The sequence below is a fragment of the Paractinoplanes durhamensis genome, assembly GCF_016862175.1.
Classification (GTDB): domain Bacteria; phylum Actinomycetota; class Actinomycetes; order Mycobacteriales; family Micromonosporaceae; genus Actinoplanes; species Actinoplanes durhamensis.
In genome coordinates this window covers 146,449-162,965 of sequence record NZ_BOML01000022.1, presented here as the reverse complement: position 1 = coordinate 162,965, position 16,517 = coordinate 146,449, and the positions used below count along the sequence as shown (strand labels likewise).

Here is a 16,517-nt window from a genome sequence, read left to right as displayed (position 1 = left end):
CCCGGAGAACGACCGTCTCGGTCTGACCGCCGGCCTCACGGCAGGTTGCGGGCCAGCCGGTGGGTGACGCCGTGCGCGACCGAGGCCAGCGACAGCAGCGGGAAGGCGCTCAGGACGCCGATGAACAGCAGGCTGACGTCGCCCAGGGTGAAGGCGAGGACGATCGCGGCCACGGCGGTCAGGGCGGCCGCGATGCGGCTCAGCCGGGTGTAGCGGTGCGCGACCGACCGGGCCCGGCGGCCGTCGGCGAGGCCGATGCCCTCCGGGCCGACCGCCCGCCGGCCGCGGCGGGCCGCCGACCAGACGCCCAGCGCCAGCAGCAGCCCGGTCAGGTAGGCGGCGGCGAGCAGGATGCCGAGCCCGGCGACGTGCGGCGCGATCAGCAGACCGGCCGCCGCACCCGCCGCGAACAGCACGGCGAGCAGGGCGGCCGACACGACGGCCAGGCGCAACTTGCCGCGCAGGCCCGCGGTCACCGCGGGCGGGAGCTGGTGCACCTGCGGCGCGGTCATGACAGGAAACGCCAGTTGGAGTCGTTGCCGTCCAGGAAGCTGGCGTCGGACATGCCCGGGGTGGTGGCCGCCGGCCAGTTGCCCTGCGCCGCCGACCCGGGCCGGGCCGGGAACGCGTTCCAGTTGTTGAGCTGCTGGTTCATCGCGGTGTAGGGGCCGATCTGGGAACCGCTGAACGCCCACAGCAGGGCGGCGGCACCGGAGATGATGCCGAGCAGCTTCACCACCGAGGCGATGAAGGCCAGGATCGCCGGCGGCGCGCCCACCCCGGTGTCGGCGGCGGCCTCCTCGGCGCCGAACTCGGGCAGCGCGGACAGCAGCCCGGCGATGCACGCCAGCCAGAACGCGACGATCGCCCCGGCCATGTTCTTCAGCGCCGTGTCGAGCGCGTCGCACATCGTCTTGATCGCGCCGAGGGCCAGGCCCTGCGCGGGCAGGGTGTTCTTGTAGGCGGTGGCCGCGTCGCCCTGCCAGTGGTCGTCGACCTGGGTGTAGTTCAGGCTGGTCTGCCCGACCGCCGAGCTGGCCGCGAGGCCGACCTTGTCGACCCAGACCTCACCGGCGTGGAACAGGGCCGGCGGCCAGCCCGGGTTGAGCACGAAGTCCTTGACGTAGTCGAACAGCTCCTTGACGATGTCCCACGCCCTGGTCAGGAACCGGTTGACGTCGTCCTTGAGCCAGGGCGGGATCCAGTCCCAGATCGCCGACACCGAGTCGTACAGCGACTGGGCGCTGGTCTGCACCTTGGCCAGGTGGGTGCTCGCCTGGGTGAGGATGTCGTTGAACTCGCTGTCGGTGGCGCCGACCGCCGTCATGGTGAACTCCCTCTAGTAGACGTGGTGGGCGCGCCGGTACGCGTCGTTGTCGCTGCGCTCGTAGTCGTTGGCCGCACCGGTCAGCGCGGCCGACAGCGCCTCGAGCTGGGTGGAGCCCTCGCCCAGCAGCTGGATGATCTTTTCCTGGATACCGGCGTACACCTCGGTCAGACCGGCCTTGTCGCCGACGAACGAGAAGTGGAACTTCTGCAGGCCCAGCGGGATGGCGGCGTCGCGGGCCGCGGCCAGTTCGTCGGCGGTCTCGCCCCACGTCCGGGCATCGGTGCGCAACGCCTGGACCGCGACGCTGACCTCTTGCGGTGTGGGATCGGCCATCACTCGTACCCCCCTCTTGATGGTTTCAGCGGGAACCGAACAGGCGCCGGAGCAGCGCGTTCGGGTCATCGGTCAAGGCCTTCAGCTCGCGCAGCGCGTCGTCCGCGACCGGCTGCTCCGGCGGCGCGTCGACGGTGCGGTAGGCATCGGCGATCGCGGCATTGAGCGCCCGGCCGACGTAGTCGTCCTCCATCCGGCGCAGGAACGGCTCGTCCGCCTCGATCTGCCGAACCTCACCGGCGCCGCCGACCCGCACCGTGACGTGCCGGCCGGGATCGTGCCCGGCGTAGTCGCGGCGGGCCCGCTCACCGGCCGCGCGGACGGCCTCGTCGAGCTGGCCCTGGGCGGCCTGGAGCAGGGTGAGCGTCTCCCGCATCGCCCGCTGCGCGTCATCACTGCCCGGACCGCTGCCGGCCTCGAACGGTTCCGGCTTCGGGGTCGCCGGCGGGGCGATGGGTTCGGCGACGACGGTGGCGAACGCGCTCATCCGTTCCCGCTGGGGGTTGCCGATGGCCTCGATCACCGCCCGGGCCAGGCCACCGTTGTCGTCGAGCTTGCGGCGCCAGTCCGACCGCAGCCGAACCTCCTCGACCCGGCCGCGCGCCCCCACCGTCACCTCGACCGACCCGGACGCGTCCCGCCCGCTGTGCCGCCGGTCGGCCGGCAACGCCTCGGCGAGCCGGCCGGCGAGCTGCTGGGCCTCGGCCTGCAACGCGTTCAGCCGGTCCAGCCAGGGCGGTGGCTCCTGTGTGGTCACGTCTGCGTCTCCCCCATCAACTCTAGTGCGCCGTTCGTCTGATCTGGGCCGTGCAGGTGCTGGACACGGTCGTCCACGGCACTCCGAGTTGCTCGGTCGCGGCGGTGGTCAGCGGGCTGCCGACGACCGCCACGGCGTGGAAGAAGCCGAGCGCCCTGGCCCGGCCGTACTGCTGCACGAGGCAGGAGACGCCCAGGTAGGCGGTGCCGTACCGGCCGTTGGCATCGGCCGGCGACGCCTTCTTCTTGGGCGCCCCCACCCGAAGATCACCGTTCCATTTCCCGCGTACGAACGAGATCGTCACCGGCCGATCGCTGTACTGCGCGAACGGCCGCTCCTCCGCGGCCACGTAGTCGGCCATCCCTTCGACCAGCCACCAGGCGTCCGCGTACTTCACCTTGGACCCCTGTCCGGCCAGCGTGGACACATGCCCCATCTCATGCCGGAGCAGCTCGGGGAGGAACGAGGGCGTCGCCGAGGATGCTCTGAGGACCACGGATTCGCGCTCCGGCTCCGCATAACCGGCAACCCAATCCCCTTCTTCACCGTACGGCCATCGCCCCCACTCCTTGGCCCCGGCGAGATAGACGACGTACTTACTGGGCGTGGTCGTCAGCGCATACCGGTCGGCGACCTTGGCCGCCTTCTCGGCCTCGGCCAGCACCGCACCGAACCGCCCCGCGGTGGCCGCCGGTCCCGCGACGATCACCCGAGACCCGACCTTGGCCTGCAGCACCGTCTGCGCCCACGGCGGCGTGGCCTGCCCACCGGTGTACTCCCAGAGCTCGGTCATCCGCGGATGCGCCTCGTCGGCGAGATCCCACATCGTGTGCAGGGTGATCGTGCTGGGCGTGGCACACCCGGCAACGAAGCAGTAGCTGACGTCGATGGTGGACTGCCAGCGGGTCCCCGAGTAGGGCGTCCAGGAGTCAACCTTGGGTGTCCATTGCGCGACCCCCATCGCCCGCAGCGAGGTGAAGCTGCGAGTGAGCCAGGTCTGCCCGAGCCGATACCCCGGCGCCGCGTACCCCACGAACGTCGCCTTGTCCCCACCGAGCAGCGCGGCCGACTGACCAGCCATGGCGTCACTGATCACCTGCCCGATCCGCGCGGTCCGGTCATCCCGGGCCTTGATGCCGGCCTTGGCCGAGGCAAGTTCCGGCGATTCGGTATAGCCGTAGGTGGGCAGCGCATCAAGCTCACGCCGAAGTTCCCGCCGCTCCCAGAGCCCAAGCCCGACCAGCGCCACCAGGGCAAGAACCACCACCCCGGCACAGATGGCAAGCGCCCGCTTCCACGACACTCCCCGCTGACGCGGCGGGTCACCCGGTGCCGGCGCCGAATAGGACGGCGGGCGCAGGGGCGGCGGGCTGCTCGGGTCGGACACCCGCGCACGATACAGCGGGAACCATCGATTGAGCTGCCCCGTTACACCCCCGCCTTGGCCCAGTGAGCGACACCGAGGAGAAGGCCCACCGTGCCGGCGAACGCGGCGCCGCCGGTCAGAACGGCACCGGGCAGGTTGCTGCCCCCTGCGCTGGAGAGCAGGCCGGCCAAACCGCTGACGATTCCGGCCGTCAGAACCATGACGAGGAGCCAAGCCCACCGGGAAGACGAGGGCGACCTGGTGGGGGTCTTGCCAGATTTCTCGGTCATCACTACCGCCAAGTGCCAGAGTCGAAGGAGACGATGGCCTCAGCATGAGTCAGTGAATCTGACTCATGCAGGCAGGTTTCACAGTTCGGCAAAGGATCAGCGTATTCACGCTGGTAGGAGGGCTAGCCTGACACCTGGCACACTGCTACGTGGCAGTACCAGTGCCCACTCTTTCGAGGAACCAACGGGGTTCTCGGTGTCCGAGTTGTGGTACAGGCTAGCGTCCCCCACGAAAACCTCTGGTTCATGCAAAGGAGAGACTAAGATGTCGGAGTTGTCGACGACGACGGGCAGCGCACACCAGTTGATGGTCAGCGCATCAGTGGTCAACGCATTCCTGAGCGAGCCGGGCCCGCGGCTTCGCCCCATCGCTAACCGATGCACGGCGAGTTCATGCCCGACCGTCTACCTCGACGCCGACTCCGGCACGCTGGTCGTCCAAGGCTTCGACGTACCCCGCGACCAGGAAGGTGTGGACGTTCCCCAGGGCGAGAGCCTGGTTCGTGTCCCCATCGAGTTGCTCGTCGAAGCCATGACCAGCTTGACCTGACACGACATGCATGCAGAGGGAGGGCCGGAGTGGCAACGGATTCGGGTTCTCCCTCGGGCAGCCTCGGCCCGGCCGACGACGAGCCGATCGGGGTCACCCTGAGGCGGCTGCGGAAAGCCCGGCGAATGTCGGAGCGAGCGCTCGCCTCGGCCGTCGGGCTCAGCCAGTCGACAGTCTCTCGGATAGAGCGCGGGATCGGGTCGCCCGACCTCGACGACATCCGAAAGATCGCCCGGGCGATCGGCGCCGACGACCAGCAGACCCGGTCGCTGATCGGGCAGGCCCAGCGGTCCCACGACCGGATGACCGACTGGCGTCCGACCTCCGACTCGCTGGCCGGCCGGCAGGAGAGTGTCGCCGACTGGGAAGCCCGGGCGCAGACGATTCTCGACTTTCAACCGACCGTCCTGCCCGGCCTGCTGCAGATCTCGCCGTACGCGAAGGCTGTCCTGCGCCTCTTCCAGCCTCTCGCACGACTCCCGGTGGAGGCGTTGACCGAGACGGCGGTGCTCGCCGCCGTCTCGGCCCGGGTACAGCGTCAACTGGTCATGGCAGACCGGGCCAAGTCGTTCTCTTTCGTGATCACCGAGAGCGTCCTGAAAAATGCCCCGTGCCCGCCGGCCGAGATGCTGGCCCAGATCCATCACCTGCGCGAGATCTCCGCCGAATACGAGAACGTCAGCCTGATCGTCATTCCCGACGGCCGACCGATGACCATCCCTCCCCTGCATGGCTTCACCCTGTTCGACCAGGAGATGGTAGTCATCGATATCTACAACACCGGACTCCTGTCCCGCGGCCGGAGGGACATCGAGATCTACCATCAGATCTTCGAGATGAATCACGACAGTGCCGAGCCGATAGCGCCCTACCTTGACCGGTATCAGGCGCTCTACATCGACGCTTTGACAGGTGGGCGCGGCCGCTGAGAGGCAGCCGCTGGGCGTCAGGCCAGGAGCATTTCGCGCATTTCGCGGCCCGGGTTCATGCCGCCGACTATCCGGTGCGCGTCCGGTGCGTACACGTCGATGGTGTTGTTGCGGCGCATCAGCTCGCGGACCGGGTTGGGGAGGGGCGGCTCCTTGCTCATCGTCGTGCGGAGGTCGCGGGCGGTGCTGATCAGCAAGGTGGCCAGCGCTGCGCCGTCGGTGTCGACGCGGACCGAGGCGAACTCCCAGCCCGCGATGGTCAGGTCGAGGATCTCGAAGAGATGGCCGTGCAGCCGGTTCTGGTCGGTCGCGAGCTTCACCTCGGCGCTGATCGCCCGGAGGGCCCCGGCGACGTGGATGTACGGGAACAACCCGCAGGGCAGCTCGAACAGCGGCCACCGCAGGTCCGGCCTCGCCTCCCGCCACATCGGCCGGTAGTCGGCGCGGTCCACGACGAACTGGTAGCCGACCCGGCGGGAGAGCTCGGCGGCCAGCCGCTGGATCTCCGCATGCGCCGAATCGGCGAACTCGTGCACGATGCCGGCCGCCGCCGCGACACCGTCCGGGCCGGTCAGCGCCTCGGCGACCGCGGCTGCCTGCTGGTCGAACGATCCCGGCTGATGGAGACCGAAACGCTGCCGGATATCGCTGATCATCATTTGCCGTGCCGGATCCTGCTGGCCGGGCCGCTCGTCACGTGTCCGCCGGAACCATCGCATGTCGCCTCGTCTCGCCGCCGCCTCGAACGCGGCCATGGTAGTGGGCGGTATGCGGAAAGCCCGGCACCCGCGCGGGCCCGGGCTTTCCACCCCCCGATCATTCGGTGCGCAGAGCCACCGCCGTTCTCGTGCGGGCCGCCCAGCCCGCCGGCAGCAGGGCACCGGCCGCCGCCAGGATCAGGCCGGCCAGCGCCAGCGCCGCGAGCAGAGCCGGGGCGTACACCTCGATCGTGCTGTGTGGCAGGCGGATGCCGGCTCCCCGGGCCATCGCGGGCACCGCCCAGTGGTGCAGGACGTAGCCGGCCGGGACGCCTGCGGCGCCGCCGGCCAGGCCGGGGATGCCGATCGAGGCGATGACCATCAGGGCGGTCTGCTTCGGCGTCATGCCCACTGATTTGTGTACGCCGATGTCGTGCACCCGGTCGCGTGAGTCGAGGACCACCGCGTTGAGCACGCCCAGCGCGGCCACCGACACCAGCAGGGCGGTGAGGAGCGCGGTGAGCGAGTCCAGGATGATCAGCGTCCCGTCGGCGCCCTCGACCTGAGTGGCCTCGGCCGGGATGTGCTTGTCCTTCAGGGCCGCCAGGTAGACGGCGAGGTCGGTGCCGGGCTTGAGCTTGACGTACCACTCGAACGGCGCGGCCAGGTCGGGCACGCTGGCGGCGTCGGTGTAGAGGTGGTTGTTGGCGCTGCCGTCGAAGGTCTCGCCGACCAGGGTGAGCGGCCCGTGTCCGGTCCCGGTCACGGTGTCGCCGATGTGCTTGCCGGTGGCGGTGAGGAAGCCGGTCGTGACGACCGCCTCGCCCGGCTCGGCGTACCAGCGGCCCTCCAGCATCTCGTACCCGGCCGCCCTGGCGTCGCCGACGGTGACGGTGCCCTGGGCCGCCTCGCGCAGCCCGTCGACGATGATCTCGGCCGGGCCGCGTCCGTAGTAGCTTCCGGTTCCCGGCACGCCGTCGAGGACCGTGCGCGGATCCGCGACCTCGGTGTCCGGGCCGGACAGGACGACCACGTCGGCGGAGGTGGCCGGCTTCTGGTCGGCGGCCTGGATCGCCCGCAGCGAGCCGGCCAGGCCGATGGCGAACGTCGCCGCCGCCGTGCCCAGCCCGATCGTCAGGAGCATGACCAGCAGGCGGGCCGGCCGGGTGAACGGCTGGGCGAGCCCGAGGCTCAACGGCCTCGGCAACCCGGAACGGGCGGCCAGCCGGGCGGCGAACCGGCCACGGCCACCGCGCGGGGTACGGCCGACGGCGAGCGCGTCGACCGTCCGCAACCGCGCGGCCCGCCAGGCGGCCGGCGCCGCGGTCGCTGCGATGACCAGCACCGCGGCGACGATCGCGGCGGCGTCGACCCAGGGGGTGACCGACATCGGGACGGTGCCGAACAGGTCGGCGACGTCGGCGGTCAGCGGCACCGCCAGCAGGTCGCCGGCGACGATGCCGAGGATCGCACCGATCCCGCCGGGGATCAGGGCCTGGACCAGGCAGGCGCGGACCACCTGCGACGGGGTCAGGCCGAGCGCCTTCATGACGCCGATGCGCCGGGTGGCCGAGGCGATGGTGCCGGCCGTGACGTTGCCGATGACCAGGGCGGCCAGGGCGAGGCCGATCAGCCCGAACGCGCTCAGCAGCGGCACGAAGAGCTGGGTGCGGTGCGCGGCGTCGTTGCGGACACCGATCCAGGACTGGGTCCGGGCGTCCGGGCCGAGCGCGGTCGCGTGGGCGGTCATCGCGGCCTCGGTGCCGGCATCGGCGTAGCGGTAGAGCATCTGCCAGCCGGTCGCCCCGAGCGCGGTGACCCCGCCGGGGGTCATCCAGCCCCCCGCGCTCCGGCTGATCGACCGGGCCTCGCCGACGACCTTCAGCGTGGACCCGTTCGCCAGCTTCAGCGTGGTGCCGGCCGGGAGCCGCAGGTTGGTCCGGGCGATCACGATCTCGTCCGCGGCCCGCGGCCAGTGCCCGGTCAGCAGGGTGACCCGGTCGACCGCGTCGCCGCCCGGATCGGCCCGCCCGGCGACCTGCAGCGGCGGGAGTCCCGGACCCCCGGGCGGCATGCCGTCCAGTCTCGTGGCGACCATGGCCACCGGGAACGGGCCGGCCGACTGCCCGGCCTGCGCCGCGGTCGCCGCGGCCTGCCGTTCGGTGGTCTTCGCGGCGTCGAAGAAGGCGGTCAGGTGGGCGCCGTGCTGGGCGGCGAACGCGTTGGCGAACGGTCTGGAGGACGCGGCCAGCAGCAGTCCGGCGAGGACCGTCGCGGTCACCGCCATCGCGGTCGCCGCGATGATCACGATGGTGGAGACGCGGCGCCGCTGTGCGCCGCGCACCACCGTCCGGATGGCACTCATCAGGCCCTACCTTCAAGAAAAAGCGGAAGACCAAAAACGCGATCATGACGCTCGCTTCGCTCGGTCACGCCGCCTGCCCGTCGACCAGGCGCACGGTCCGGGTGGCGACCGCCGAGGCGAGGACCTCGTCGTGGGTGACCAGGATGATCGTCTGGCCGTCGGCGTGCAGGTCGATCAGCAGCTTGCGGACCTCCGCGCCGGATGCGGTGTCGAGCGCGCCGGTCGGTTCGTCGGCGAGCAGCAGCGGCGGCCGGTTCATCAGCGCCCGGGCGACCGCGACCCGCTGCCGTTCCCCGCCGGAGAGCCGGCCCGGGTAGGCGTCGGCGTGCCGGTCGATGCCGAGCGTGCCGAGCAGCTCCCGGGCGCGGCGCCGCGCGTCACCCGCCGGCCGGCCGGCGATCTGCGCGGGCAGCAGCACGTTGTCGGTGACGGTCAGGTCGTCGAGCAGGTTGAAGAACTGGAAGACCAGGCCGATGGTGGCGCGCCGGTAGCGGGCGGCGGCCGCCTCGCCGAGCCGGTCCACCCGGGTGCCGCCGACCGTCACGGTGCCCTCGGTCGGCCGGTCGAGCCCGGCGATCAGGTTGAGCAGGGTCGACTTGCCGCTGCCCGAGGGGCCGAGCAGGGCCAGGCATTCACCCTCGGCGACGTGCAGGCTCAGGTGGTCGAGGGCGGCCTGGTCGCCCTCGTAGCGGCGGCTCACATCTACGACATCAATCATGGTCAGGGACGCTAGGGACGACCGGGCACCGCGGGCGTCGGCCGTGAGAGCCCCTTCGCGGGCCGGCGTCATCCTTGCGGCGTAGTCGAGCGATGGATGCGTACGCTCCGGAAGTCCCGACACAATGGCCCGGTGACCACCGACCCGCCGCCCGTCCGATGGCGCCGCCTCCGGGCGCTGCTGCGCCGTTCGGGCCCGCAGCCGCGGATGACCCGCCGCAACTGGGTCTTCGACACTCTGCTGGTCGTGGTGTTCGTGGCGGTGGCGCTCGGCGGCACCGACATCACCGACCACCTGTTCGACACCACCAACGACGTGGCGGTGCGGGTGCCCTATCCGCAGGCCCCTGATCTGCCTGATCTGCCTGATCTGCCCGACCTCCCGGACGGCCTGGATTTCACCCCGCCGATCCCGGTGGGGCCGGTGGGCCCGTGGGAGAACCAGCTGAGCGATCCGCAGAGTCCGGGGTGGATCGCCATCGCCGCGATCCTCCCGCTGGTGCTGCGCCGCCGTTATCCGCTGGCCACCCTCAGCGCGATCCTCGGCATCACGGTGCTGTCCCTCTACGGCGTGGAGCCGAGCACCGACATCCTGCGGGTCTCGTTCTACGCCTGCGTCATCGCCGGGTACAGCGCCGCGGCGTACAGCCCCTATCGGTTGTGGGCCCTGGGTGCACTGCCGCTGGCGGCGCTGCTCTACAGCTCGTTCCCCGACCTCGCCGTGCCGATCGTGCCGGTCGGCTGGGTGCCGTTCCTGGTGCTGCTGCCGATCGGGGTGGCCGTGCACGGCATGCGCACCTGGCGGCTGCGGGCCGACCGGCTCCGCAGCGAACGCGCCGACGCGATGCGCGAGGCCACCCGCCAGGAACGCGCCCGGATCGCCCGCGAGCTGCACGACATCGTCACCCACAACGTGTCCATGATGATCATTCAGGCCGGGGCCGCCCGGAAGGTCCTGGACAGCTCGCCGGAGGCCGCCCGCGACGCGCTGCTGTCGGTCGAGGAGGGCGGTCGCGCGGCCCTCGGCGAGCTCCGCGGCGTGATGGGCCTGCTGGCCGCGGCCGAGGACGATTCGCTCGACCCGCAGCCCGGCCTGGCCCAGCTGCCGCCGCTGATCGACCGGGTCCGCGACGCCGGCATCGACGTCACCGTGACCACCAGCGGCGACCGGGTTCCGCTGCCGGCCGGGCTGGAGCTGGCCGCCTACCGGGTGGTGCAGGAAGCCCTCACCAACACCGTCAAGCACGCGTCCGGCGCCCGGGCGGCGGTCGACGTCGCCTACACACCGGCCGAGCTGTGCATCACCGTCACCGACACCGGCGGCCGGCCCACCCCGGAGTCGGCGTCGTCCACCGGCCGCGGGTTGGCCGGCCTGCGTGAGAGACTCGCCGTCTACGGCGGCACCCTGCAGACCGGGGCGCGGCTCACCGGCGGCTACCGGGTCCGGGCCCAGCTTCCCCTGGAGGTCCGATGAGGGTGGTGATCGCCGACGACCAGGCCCTCGTGCGGGCCGGCTTCCGGATGATCCTCGCGGCCGACGGGATCGACGTGGTCGCCGAGGCGGAGAACGGCGCCGACGCGGTCGACGCGGTCCGGCGCACCGGCCCGGACGTGGTGCTGATGGACATCCGGATGCCGACCATGGACGGCATCGAGGCCACCCGCCGCATCCTGAGCGGCGACGACCCGCCCCGGGTCATCATGCTGACCACCTTCGACCTGGACAACTACGTCTTCGCGGCGCTCGAACTGGGGGCCAGCGGCTTCCTGCTCAAGGACGTCACCCCCGAATACCTGGTCGCCGCGGTCCGGATCGTCCGCGACGGCGACGCCCTGCTGGCGCCGAGCATCACCCGCCGGCTGGTCGAGCGGTTCACCACCCGCGGCCCCCGGGATTCCCCGCTGCACCGCGACCTGACCGCCCTGACACCCCGCGAACGCGAGGTGCTGACCCTCGTCGCGCAGGGCCTGAGCAACGTCGAGATCGCCGGCCACCTGTTCCTGTCCGAGGCGACGGTGAAGACCCACGTGGCCCGGGTGCTGGCCAAACTCGGCCTCCGCGACCGGGTCCAGGCGGTGGTCGTGGCCTACGAGACCCGCCTGGTCACACCGTCCTGAACTGCACCCTTCCGCGGTGACCCGGGCCGGCCGTGGCACGATTGTCCGGCGTTCGGCGAGTCGGCGGGGAGCGGCAGGTTTGGATCTCACGGAAGCACGGCGGCTCGCCTCCGGTCTGATCGCCCGGCACGGGCTGCGCGGGTGGCGGCTGGTGTTCGACAACGCCAAGACCCGGGCCGGGGTGTGCCGCTTCGACCGCAAGGAGATCGGGCTCTCCCGGCCGCTGGTCGCCCTCTACGACGTCGAGCAGGTCACCGAGACGGTGCTGCACGAGGTCGCGCACGCGCTGGCCGGGCCGCGGCACGGCCACGACCGGGTGTGGCGGGCCACCGCCCGGCGGATCGGCAGCACCGGGGAGCGGTGCATGCCGGCCGACGCCCCCAGCGTCGACGGGCCCTGGGTGGGTGTCTGCCCGGCCGGGCACCGGGCCACCGCCCAGCGCCGGCCGATCCGGGTCAAGTCGTGCCGCGCCTGCTCGGCCGGGTTCGACCCGGCCGCGATCTACACCTGGTCGCATCATGGTCTACCGGCGGCGATGGACCCCCGCTACGACGCCGAGCTGGCCCGCATCCGGGCCGGCCGGTCCGCGGCCGCGCCCGCACCGGTGGTGCCGGTGCAGGTCGGCGAGCGGGTCCGGCTGACCGGCACCGGCAAGTACGCGGGCCTGGCCGGCACCGTGGTCAAGCGTGGCCGCACCCGCTACCAGGTGCAGACCCGGGCCGGCCTGCTGAGCGTGGCGTTCACCGCCGCGCAGCAAGTTCCGTAGCCAGCGCCTCCTGGAAGAGAGCGGCGCTCATCGGCCGGGCGAAGTGGAAGCCCTGGGCGCGTTCGTAGCCCAGCCGGGTCAGCAGGGCCGCCTGCTCCGCGGTCTCCACCCCCTCGGCCACCGCCTCCACCTCGAACGCCCGAGCCATCTGCACCACCGCGTCGGCGATCGCGTCCGAGGCGTCGCCGTCCGGCACGAACGAGCGGTCAAGCTTGATCTGGTTGACCGGGCAGGTGACGAGCAGGCTGAGGGTGGAGGCGCCGGTGCCGAAATCGTCGAGGGACAGCCGTACGCCCAAATCGCGCAAGCCCTGGAGGTTCTCGGCGGTGGCGCCGCCGCCGACCGCAACCGACTCGGTGATCTCCACGGTCAGCCGGTGGGCCGGCAGGCCGCTGTCGCGCAGCGCCGCCGCCACCACCGCCGGGAAACCGGCCTCGCGCAGCTGCCGGGCCGACACGTTCACCGACACCTTCAGCTCGTCCGGCCAGGTCGCCGCCTCCCGGGTCGCGGAGCGCAGCACCCAGGTGCCGAGCTCGACGATCAGGCCGGTCTGCTCGGCGACGTCGATGAACGCGCCCGGCCCGATCAGCCCCTCGGTCGGGTGCTGCCAGCGGACCAGCGCCTCGGCGCCGATGATCCGGCCGCCCGGCAGCGTCACCACCGGCTGGAAGAACACCACCAGCTGCTCCTGCTGCATCGCGGCACGCAGCGCGGCGGCCTTGCGGTTGCGCTCGGCGCCGCGGGCCTCCATGCCGGGCCGATACCGCTGGTGGCCGCCCTCGCCGCGCTCCTTCGCCTCGTACATCGCGATGTCCGCCTGCCGGAGCAGGTCGCCGGGGTCGTCCCCGCCGCGGCCGTCCACCACGCCGAAGCTGGCCCGGACCGCGATCGGCTCGCCGTCGATGATGGCCGGCTCCAGCAGCGCGGCCGCGATCCGGGCCAGCAACCGGTCGACGTCGTCGCCGCCGGCCCCTTCGAGCAGGATCGCGAACTCGTCGCCGCCCAGCCGGGCCACCATGTCGCCCGGCCGCAGGCCGTCCTGCATCCGCCGGGACACGTGCACCAGGAGTTCGTCGCCGGCCGCGTGCCCGAGGGTGTCGTTGACGATCTTGAAGTCGTCCAGGTCGACCAGCACGATGCTGACCGGGTGGTCCGGGCCCGCGCCGGTCACCGCGGTGGCGACCCGCTCGCCGAAGAGCGTCCGGTTGGCCAGGCCGGTCAGCATGTCGTGGCTGGCCTCGTAGCTGAGCCGGTCCTGCACCTGCCGGGTCTCGGTGACGTCGCGCGCGTTGTTGACGATGCCGCCCACGCTGGGTTCGCCGGTCAGGTTGGCGCTGACCGTCTCGAGCCAGCGGTAGGTGCCGTCGGCGTGCCGCAGGCGTACCTGGTAGGTCACGGTGCTGCCGGGCACCGCAGCCACCGCCGCGAACTTCTCGGCCACCACGGCCAGGTCGTCCGGGTGCACCCGGGGGCCCAGCCGGCCGCCGACCAGGTCGTCGGGGTGCACGCCGAGCACGCCCTGCGCGGCCGGGCTGACATAGGTCAGCACGCCGCCGGGACCGGTGATGGTGATCATGTCGGTGGTGTTCTGGACCAGCAGCCGGAACCGGCTCTCCTGCACGCCGATCCGGGCCAGCAGGATGTCGTTCTGCCGGAACGCGATCAGCTGGCGGATCACCACGAGCCCGGTCAGCGTGAGCGCGACCCCGTCGATCAGAGGGCCGTCCGTGGTGCCCCGGGCGTTGTGGTAGACCACCATGGCGTCGACGGCCGCGATCGCCACGTACGGCATCAGGCTGTAACCGCGCGGCTTGCGCCGTGGCCGGTCGCCGGCCGCGCTGTCCACCACCTGCATCCGGGCACCGACCGCCGCCACGTAGGCGGCCAGCGGCAACACCAGCACCAGCAGGTTGCCGTCGGTCTGCCGCGGGTCCAGGAAGCAGATCGCCGAGCCCAGCCCGCCGATCAGCGCCGACGCGCCGATCCAGGAGAGCCCGCGCCGGGCGAACGAGTCGACGCCGGAGAGCACCACCTTGGCGGCCAGGTAGATGCCGTTGAGGCCGGCGCCCATGATGACGACCGCGGCGACCACCCGCGGCCCGGTGACCCGGCCGTCGGCGAACTGGTAGGACGCGGCGAAATGCCAGATCAGCAGGCCGGCCGCGACCAGCAGGGTGCCCAGGTCGAGCCGGACGCCCACCCGGCGGGAGCGGCCGCGGGCGCTGAACGGCAGCCCGAGCAGCGGGACGGTGAGTACCGCGCCGCCGACCAGGTGCAGCACCACCGACAGCCGCAGCAGCCAGCCGCCGGCGCCGAGCTCGGACAGGAGGCGCAGCCCGGCGACGCCGACGAAGAGGGTGGTGCCGACCTGGACCGAGCGCCAGTAGCGGCGCACCACCGGCCCGGACGCCGGGTCGGCCTGCACCCGCCGGCAGAGCACGATGGTGGCGGCGATGACCGCGATGACCAGCAGCCAGTTCAGCGGCCGGGGCCACAGCCGGCCGAGGTGCTCCTGCAGCAGGAACGCGGCGACATTGACGATCGACAATGCGGTGACGGCCTGGAACGCCCGGTCGGCGAGGAGCGGCGGGCGGGCGGGCGTCTCGGGCACGCCCCCATAATCGGCGCGGCCGCGCCCGAGGTGAGGTGCCCGAACGGAGCGACTCAGTGGTTGCTGGAGATGAAGACGCGGTCGCGGCCGGCCCGCTTGGCGGCGTAGAGCGCGGCGTCGGCCCGGGCCAGCAGCTCCTCGGCCGACTCGCTGCCGTTCCACAGCGCGGCACCGGCCGAGAACGTCTGGCCGAGCGGGGTCGCCGCCTGCAGCCGCTCGATGATCCGGTCGGCGTCGGACAGCCGGGAGTGGTCGAAGATCGCGCCGAACTCCTCGCCGCCGTAGCGGGCCAGCAGGTCCTCCGGGCGCAGCTCGGCCCGCCACCCGGCCGCGGCCAGGCTGAGCAGCTCGTCGCCGCCCTGGTGGCCGTGCTCGTCGTTGTAGAGCTTGAAACGGTCCAGGTCGAGGATGGCGACCACGACCGGGGTGCCGTGCCGGCGGGCGGACGCGATCCGCCGGCTCAGCTCCAGGTCCCACGCCCGCCGGTTGGGCAGGGTGGTCAGGGCGTCGATGTGCGCGACCGCGTCGAGCTGGCGGGCCTTGTCCTGCACCTGGCCGACCAGGTCGACCATCCGCAGCGCGACCAGGGCGAACAGGGCGATGCACCCGATCCCGGCGGCGAACCAGCCGACCCGGCCGTGCTGCAGCAGACCCTGGGCGATGAGCAGCCCGGGCGCACCCATGCAGGCCAAGTTGACCAGCAGGACCCGGGCCGGCGACATGTCGGTGACCGGCCGGACCGGCTGGGCGGTGAGCAGGCGCATGGACGGATGCAACGCCGCGCCGGCCATCAGGAAACCGGACAGCGACGACACCGCGCCGAAGTCCGGGCTCTTCACGCCCCAGACCATCGAGAGCAGGGTGGCCATGTGGGTGGCGGTCTGCAGCAGCAGGGACGCGCTGATCTGCCAGAACGCCGCGTTGCGCATACCCCGGGAGATGAAGAACCGGATGAGTACGCCGAGCAGCAGCACGTCGCCGAACGGGAACAGCACCGCGAACACCTCGCCCGGCAGCGCCGTGCGCACCCGCATCAGCGGGGTGATCACCAGGAGCCAGCAGGCCAGCGCGAGCCCGACGCAGATCATCGCGGTGTCGAGCATCCCGGCCCGGTCCCGGCGCCAGGAAGCGCCGCGCACGATGAGCAGCAGGGCCGCGGCCTCCAGCGGGTACACGATCATGAAGATCGAGAACGCCACCATGCTCGCGCCGGCCACCCAGATGCCGTAGCCGACCACGGTGATCACGCCGGCCGAAGCCAGCAGGAGCCACGGCCAGCGCGCCGTCGGCCGGTTCAGCACCACACCGGCCACGATGCCCGCGGTGAACAGCAGGGGCATCGCGAGGGTGAGGAGGCTGCCGGCCGCGCCGGCGAACAGCTGCGTACCGCAGAACACCACGGACCCACCCAGCCACCACAGCCACAGCCGGGCGCCGTTGATCGCGGTATCCGGTTGCGGCTCGGCGGCTCGGATGACCGCCACGTCAACCGGTTCGGCCAGTGCAGTGGTAGTGGACAACGGGCTGCTCCACCTCTTCGTAGTTCGTATCGCTGCGGTCGTCATCGGCTGTCACGCACCGCTCCGTAGCGTCCCGCGGAACTAGCAACCAGGTCGCCACCACGGCACCGATTGCACCCGGCCCGCAACGGGTGACCGGCGCAACCCGGCCGGAGCGGCGCCGATCG

16 protein-coding genes are annotated in these 16,517 nt (G+C 72.0%); 5 read left to right on the top strand and 11 right to left on the bottom strand.

Going from position 1 to position 16,517, the window contains the following annotated elements; translation table 11 throughout:
• Nucleotides 1-35: 35 nt before the first annotated feature.
• From Adu01nite_RS14310 to Adu01nite_RS14285, 6 genes are read right to left on the bottom strand one after another with little or no spacing between them, the layout of a single operon-like run.
• Nucleotides 36-512 (bottom strand): hypothetical protein, encoded by a 477-nt coding sequence (locus Adu01nite_RS14310; RefSeq protein WP_203727247.1) that lies wholly within the window; start codon nt 510-512, stop codon nt 36-38.
• On the bottom strand, nt 509-1,327 hold the full coding sequence (locus tag Adu01nite_RS14305) for a hypothetical protein (protein WP_203727245.1): 819 nt from the start codon (nt 1,325-1,327) through the stop codon (nt 509-511). Before Adu01nite_RS14305 ends, Adu01nite_RS14310 begins: the two co-directional genes overlap by 4 nt.
• 12 nt (nt 1,328-1,339) lie before the next feature.
• Complete coding sequence (locus tag Adu01nite_RS14300) at nt 1,340-1,663, bottom strand: hypothetical protein (RefSeq protein ID WP_203727243.1); 324 nt, start codon at nt 1,661-1,663, stop codon at nt 1,340-1,342.
• 25 nt (nt 1,664-1,688) lie between these two features.
• Nucleotides 1,689-2,420, bottom strand: a complete 732-nt coding sequence (locus Adu01nite_RS14295; RefSeq protein WP_203727241.1) for a YbaB/EbfC family nucleoid-associated protein — start codon at nt 2,418-2,420, stop codon at nt 1,689-1,691.
• A gap of 22 nt (nt 2,421-2,442) precedes the next feature.
• A complete protein-coding gene (locus Adu01nite_RS14290) occupies nt 2,443-3,807 on the bottom strand; it encodes a hypothetical protein (protein WP_203727239.1) in 1,365 nt (454 codons plus the stop codon).
• 41 nt (nt 3,808-3,848) lie between these two features.
• A complete protein-coding gene (locus Adu01nite_RS14285) occupies nt 3,849-4,007 on the bottom strand; it encodes a hypothetical protein (protein WP_203727237.1) in 159 nt (52 codons plus the stop codon).
• 334 nt (nt 4,008-4,341) lie between these two features.
• Here Adu01nite_RS14285 and Adu01nite_RS14280 point away from each other — a divergent pair, with 334 nt between their 5' ends.
• Nucleotides 4,342-4,626 carry a hypothetical protein gene (locus Adu01nite_RS14280; RefSeq protein ID WP_203727235.1) on the top strand — a complete coding sequence of 95 codons (285 nt, stop codon included), beginning with the start codon at nt 4,342-4,344 and terminating at the stop codon, nt 4,624-4,626.
• A 29-nt stretch (nt 4,627-4,655) separates the two neighbouring features.
• Complete coding sequence (locus Adu01nite_RS14275) at nt 4,656-5,555, top strand: helix-turn-helix domain-containing protein (protein ID WP_203727233.1); 900 nt, start codon at nt 4,656-4,658, stop codon at nt 5,553-5,555.
• Between the two features lie 17 nt (nt 5,556-5,572).
• On the opposite strand, the gene Adu01nite_RS14270 is transcribed toward Adu01nite_RS14275, so the two are convergent.
• From Adu01nite_RS14270 to Adu01nite_RS14260, 3 genes are all read right to left on the bottom strand, one after another.
• Entirely contained in the window at nt 5,573-6,214 is a 642-nt protein-coding gene (locus tag Adu01nite_RS14270) for a hypothetical protein (protein WP_239132389.1), read from the bottom strand.
• Between the two features lie 157 nt (nt 6,215-6,371).
• Nucleotides 6,372-8,618 (bottom strand): FtsX-like permease family protein, encoded by a 2,247-nt coding sequence (locus Adu01nite_RS14265; protein WP_203727231.1) that lies wholly within the window; start codon nt 8,616-8,618, stop codon nt 6,372-6,374.
• A gap of 64 nt (nt 8,619-8,682) precedes the next feature.
• Nucleotides 8,683-9,342 (bottom strand): ABC transporter ATP-binding protein, encoded by a 660-nt coding sequence (locus Adu01nite_RS14260; RefSeq protein ID WP_203727341.1) that lies wholly within the window; start codon nt 9,340-9,342, stop codon nt 8,683-8,685.
• A gap of 126 nt (nt 9,343-9,468) precedes the next feature.
• Here Adu01nite_RS14260 and Adu01nite_RS14255 point away from each other — a divergent pair, with 126 nt between their 5' ends.
• The 3 genes from Adu01nite_RS14255 to Adu01nite_RS14245 all read left to right on the top strand — a co-directional run bounded on the left by Adu01nite_RS14255 (nt 9,469) and on the right by Adu01nite_RS14245 (nt 12,219).
• Nucleotides 9,469-10,809, top strand: a complete 1,341-nt coding sequence (locus tag Adu01nite_RS14255; RefSeq protein WP_239132388.1) for a sensor histidine kinase — start codon at nt 9,469-9,471, stop codon at nt 10,807-10,809.
• Entirely contained in the window at nt 10,806-11,453 is a 648-nt protein-coding gene (locus Adu01nite_RS14250) for a response regulator (protein ID WP_203727227.1), read from the top strand. The genes Adu01nite_RS14255 and Adu01nite_RS14250 overlap by 4 nt, the downstream gene beginning before the upstream one ends.
• Before the next feature lie 79 nt (nt 11,454-11,532).
• The gene (locus Adu01nite_RS14245) at nt 11,533-12,219 is read left to right on the top strand and encodes a SprT-like domain-containing protein (RefSeq protein WP_203727225.1); all 687 of its coding nucleotides are present in this window, start codon (nt 11,533-11,535) and stop codon (nt 12,217-12,219) included.
• Here Adu01nite_RS14245 and Adu01nite_RS14240 read toward each other — a convergent pair.
• Together Adu01nite_RS14240 and Adu01nite_RS14235 are read right to left on the bottom strand one after the other, a co-directional pair.
• On the bottom strand, nt 12,194-14,830 hold the full coding sequence (locus tag Adu01nite_RS14240; RefSeq protein ID WP_203727223.1) for a putative bifunctional diguanylate cyclase/phosphodiesterase: 2,637 nt from the start codon (nt 14,828-14,830) through the stop codon (nt 12,194-12,196). The two genes, Adu01nite_RS14245 and Adu01nite_RS14240, sit on opposite strands and share 26 nt — an antisense overlap.
• Nucleotides 14,831-14,883: 53 nt before the next feature.
• The gene (locus Adu01nite_RS14235) at nt 14,884-16,350 is read right to left on the bottom strand and encodes a GGDEF domain-containing protein (RefSeq protein ID WP_203727222.1); all 1,467 of its coding nucleotides are present in this window, start codon (nt 16,348-16,350) and stop codon (nt 14,884-14,886) included.
• Nucleotides 16,351-16,517: the final 167 nt, after the last annotated feature.

Coding starts and splice junctions, on each gene's coding strand:
- Adu01nite_RS14310 (WP_203727247.1), bottom strand. CDS start 512: ATGACCGCGCCGCAGGTGCACCAGCTCCCGCCCGCGGTGACCGCGGGC.
- Adu01nite_RS14305 (WP_203727245.1), bottom strand. CDS start 1,327: ATGACGGCGGTCGGCGCCACCGACAGCGAGTTCAACGACATCCTCACC.
- Adu01nite_RS14300 (WP_203727243.1), bottom strand. CDS start 1,663: ATGGCCGATCCCACACCGCAAGAGGTCAGCGTCGCGGTCCAGGCGTTG.
- Adu01nite_RS14285 (WP_203727237.1), bottom strand. CDS start 4,007: ATGGTTCTGACGGCCGGAATCGTCAGCGGTTTGGCCGGCCTGCTCTCC.
- Adu01nite_RS14280 (WP_203727235.1), top strand. CDS start 4,342: ATGTCGGAGTTGTCGACGACGACGGGCAGCGCACACCAGTTGATGGTC.
- Adu01nite_RS14270 (WP_239132389.1), bottom strand. CDS start 6,214: ATGATGATCAGCGATATCCGGCAGCGTTTCGGTCTCCATCAGCCGGGA.
- Adu01nite_RS14265 (WP_203727231.1), bottom strand. CDS start 8,618: ATGAGTGCCATCCGGACGGTGGTGCGCGGCGCACAGCGGCGCCGCGTC.
- Adu01nite_RS14250 (WP_203727227.1), top strand. CDS start 10,806: ATGAGGGTGGTGATCGCCGACGACCAGGCCCTCGTGCGGGCCGGCTTC.